The sequence below is a fragment of the Nocardia sp. CC201C genome (assembly GCF_030010695.1).
Lineage (GTDB): Bacteria > Actinomycetota > Actinomycetes > Mycobacteriales > Mycobacteriaceae > Nocardia > Nocardia otitidiscaviarum.
The window spans coordinates 1-2677 of sequence record NZ_JASCXP010000636.1 but is presented as its reverse complement, the minus strand read 5'-3'; the positions used below and the strand labels follow the sequence as shown (position 1 = coordinate 2677).

The 2677-nt window shown below is 71.2% G+C and carries 6 protein-coding genes; all 6 read left to right on the top strand.

Translation table 11 applies throughout. The annotated features are described in order from the left end of the window. The first annotated feature begins 102 nt into the window (after positions 1 to 102). A complete protein-coding gene (locus tag QK444_RS35290) occupies positions 103 to 420 on the top strand; it encodes a hypothetical protein (RefSeq protein ID WP_282786332.1) in 318 nt (105 codons plus the stop codon). 96 nt (positions 421 to 516) lie between these two features. After that, the gene (locus QK444_RS35285) at positions 517 to 1002 is read left to right on the top strand and encodes an Asp23/Gls24 family envelope stress response protein (RefSeq protein ID WP_282786330.1); all 486 of its coding nucleotides are present in this window, start codon (positions 517 to 519) and stop codon (positions 1000 to 1002) included. Positions 1003 to 1032: 30 nt separating this feature from the next. Next, positions 1033 to 1221 (top strand): hypothetical protein, encoded by a 189-nt coding sequence (locus QK444_RS35280; protein WP_029930217.1) that lies wholly within the window; start codon positions 1033 to 1035, stop codon positions 1219 to 1221. After that, positions 1218 to 1559: an Asp23/Gls24 family envelope stress response protein gene (locus QK444_RS35275; protein WP_282786328.1), complete on the top strand. Its 342-nt coding sequence runs from the start codon at positions 1218 to 1220 to the stop codon at positions 1557 to 1559. The genes QK444_RS35280 and QK444_RS35275 overlap by 4 nt, the downstream gene beginning before the upstream one ends. Beyond that, a complete protein-coding gene (locus tag QK444_RS35270) occupies positions 1556 to 2095 on the top strand; it encodes a DUF6286 domain-containing protein (RefSeq protein WP_282786326.1) in 540 nt (179 codons plus the stop codon). Before QK444_RS35275 ends, QK444_RS35270 begins: the two co-directional genes overlap by 4 nt. Further along, positions 2092 to 2661, top strand: coding sequence for an alkaline shock response membrane anchor protein AmaP (locus QK444_RS35265; protein WP_282786324.1), 570 nt, complete (start codon positions 2092 to 2094; stop codon positions 2659 to 2661). The genes QK444_RS35270 and QK444_RS35265 overlap by 4 nt, the downstream gene beginning before the upstream one ends. Positions 2662 to 2677: the final 16 nt, after the last annotated feature.

Below are 2677 nucleotides of genomic sequence, written 5' to 3'. Positions count from 1 at the left end.
CGGGGCGGTACAGCGGGCGGTGGTCGACACCGTCCGGGAGCAGACCGGAGTCACCGTCGACGAGGTGTCGGTGACCATTCTCGATATCGAACCGGGGGCACTGTGACCGCTGCGGCGGAATTGCTGGAAGCGATCGTCGAGGCGATCGAGGCGACGGATGGGTTGCGCCCGGTCGCGCCGTTCGGTCTCGACGCGGTGACCTGGCTGCCCCGCGGCGGCCGGGCGTATGCGGTCGATCTGACGAAGGAGGTCGTCGAAATCCGGGTGGCGGCAACCGCTTTGCCGCTGCGCCCGCTGGTGGAACGACTGTCCGCCGCGGTGCGGGCGCTGTTGCGGGACACCGCCTGGGCCGAGGCGGCTATCCGCGTGGTGGTCGCCGAACTCGACGCCGCGGCTTTCGGCGACGACGCAGTTACCTAGATCACGGACAGCGGGCGTGAGCTTGTCGCACTCCCGGTGTCGAACCAGTACGGACACGTTGTTCCGCTGCACTACAACCAAATTCAGGAGGAAGACATGACCGGAACCAGCACCGAGAAGTCGACCGGCAAGATCGCCGCCGACGGCCAGGACACGGCCGTGCGCAAGGCGGCGAATGATGATGCGCTGGTGACCGATCAGGGCACCACCACCATCGGCGACATCGTGGTGCAGAAGATCGCCGGACTCGCCGCCCGCGAGGTGCGCGGCGTGCACGCGCTGGGCGGCGGCGCGGCCCGCGCGTTCGGCGCGATCCGGGACCGCATTCCGGGCGCGTCGGCCAGTGTGGGCCAGGGTGTTTCGGTGGAGGTCGGTGAGAAGCAGGCCGCCGTCGATCTGGAGCTGGTGGTCGAATACGGCGTTTCCATCGCGGAGCTGGCGCGTGCGGTGCGCCGCAATGTCATCACCGCCATCGAGCAGATGACCGGCCTCGAGGTCGTCGAGGTGAATATCAACGTCAACGACGTCTACATTCCCGGCGACGACGATGACGAGTCGCCCGCATCCAATCGCGTGCAGTAATCCCATCCGCCCGCAGCTGAGGAGACGCACATGAACGCCACGACGATCAGTCTCGCCGTCGGTATCGCGCTCGGGTTCGCCATGGCCTTCGGCGGATTCGGCGCGTTCGCCATCGTGTTGGTGTTCGCCGGGCTGGGCCTGCTGGTCGGCCGCTGGCTCGACGGCGCGATCGATCTGGCCGGCCTGATCCGGTCGGCACAGGATCGGAGCCGGCGGTGACCGCCGCGGTCGCGCTCGAACTGCCCGGCACCACCACCGTTTCCGAACGGGCGGTGCGCCGTCTGGCGGCGCACGCGGCCACCGAGGTGGACGGGGTGGGGTCGCAGGTCGGCGTGGACGCCGATGTCACCTCCGATGCCGCCGCCCTGCGGGTGCGCCTGCCGGTGCGGTATCCGCTGCCGGTGGCCCGCATCGCCGAGTCCTGCCGCGCGCACTTGATCGCACGGGTCGGCGAACTCGCGGGCCTGAGGGTCACCGGCGTGGATATCGAGATCTCCGCCATGGAGCTGGAACCCGCCGCTCCCGCTACCGAGTCGGCGCGCCGGAGGGTGCGGTGATCCGGCGGCCGCGGCGGGTGGGCACGGCGGTGGTGGTGGCGCTGGCGCTGCTGGCGCTGGCGGTGGCCGTCATCGTGTCGCTCGTCCAGCGGCTCACGGGCAGTGGGGAGTTCGTCTCCTACGACAGCGTCGCCGCCCGACTGCACGACACCGAGTGGGGTGACGTCGTGGTGCTCGCCGCGGGGGCGACGGTCGCGGCGATCGGGCTGCTGCTCATCGCCCTGGCCGCGATTCCCGGCCGCGCGGTGGTGCTGCCACTGCGCACCGTGGACGGCAGCGACGCCGGCATCGAGCGCCGCAGCCTGCGCACGGCGCTGCACCGTTCCGCCGCCGGGGTGCAGGGGATCGAGAGGGCGCGGGTTCGGGTGCGCGGCAAGGGGGTGCGGGTCTCCGCGGCCTCGAATCGCGTGGATATCAGCGAGTTGCCCGATACCGTGCACGCGGCCCTAGCCGACACGCTCGATCGCATTGCCCCGCGGCATCCCACGCGGGTGCGCGCCCGGTTGCGTCCCGCCCGGACCGGAGGTTCCCGATGATCACCGTCAACCGCCCGGCTCGCCTCAACCGATCGCTCATCGCCGTGGTCGGCGTGCTGCTACTGGCCGCGGGCGGCTATCTGATCGCGGCCCAGCGCGGCTGGGTGGGCTGGGTGGATCGCTCGCAGCCGCTCACCCCCGGCGCCGCCGAACCGCCCACCTGGGTGTTCTACGCGGTCATCGCGGGTGCGGCGGTGCTGGCACTGCTGTGTCTGCGCTGGCTGAGCGTGCAGTTGTTCCGCCTGCCGTCAGCGGTGACCTGGCAACTGGCGGAGGCGAAGTCAGCCGGGCGGACCACGCTGTCCTCGGCCACGGCGGCGCGCGCGGTGGCGGCCGATATCGAATCCTTCGACACCGTGGCTTCGGCCGCCGCGTGGCTGTCCGGACCGGGCCGGGCGCCGGAGCTGCACCTGGTGGTCACCGCCACGCCGGAGGCCGACCTCACCGAGTTGCGGCGGCGCATACTCGGCGAGGCCGTGGCCCGGCTGCGGGAGGCGCTGGAGGTGGGCGTGATTCCGGTGACCATGGAACTGCGCCTGTCCGACGACGAGGCCCGCGTGCGCTGACATCGACCACTCACAT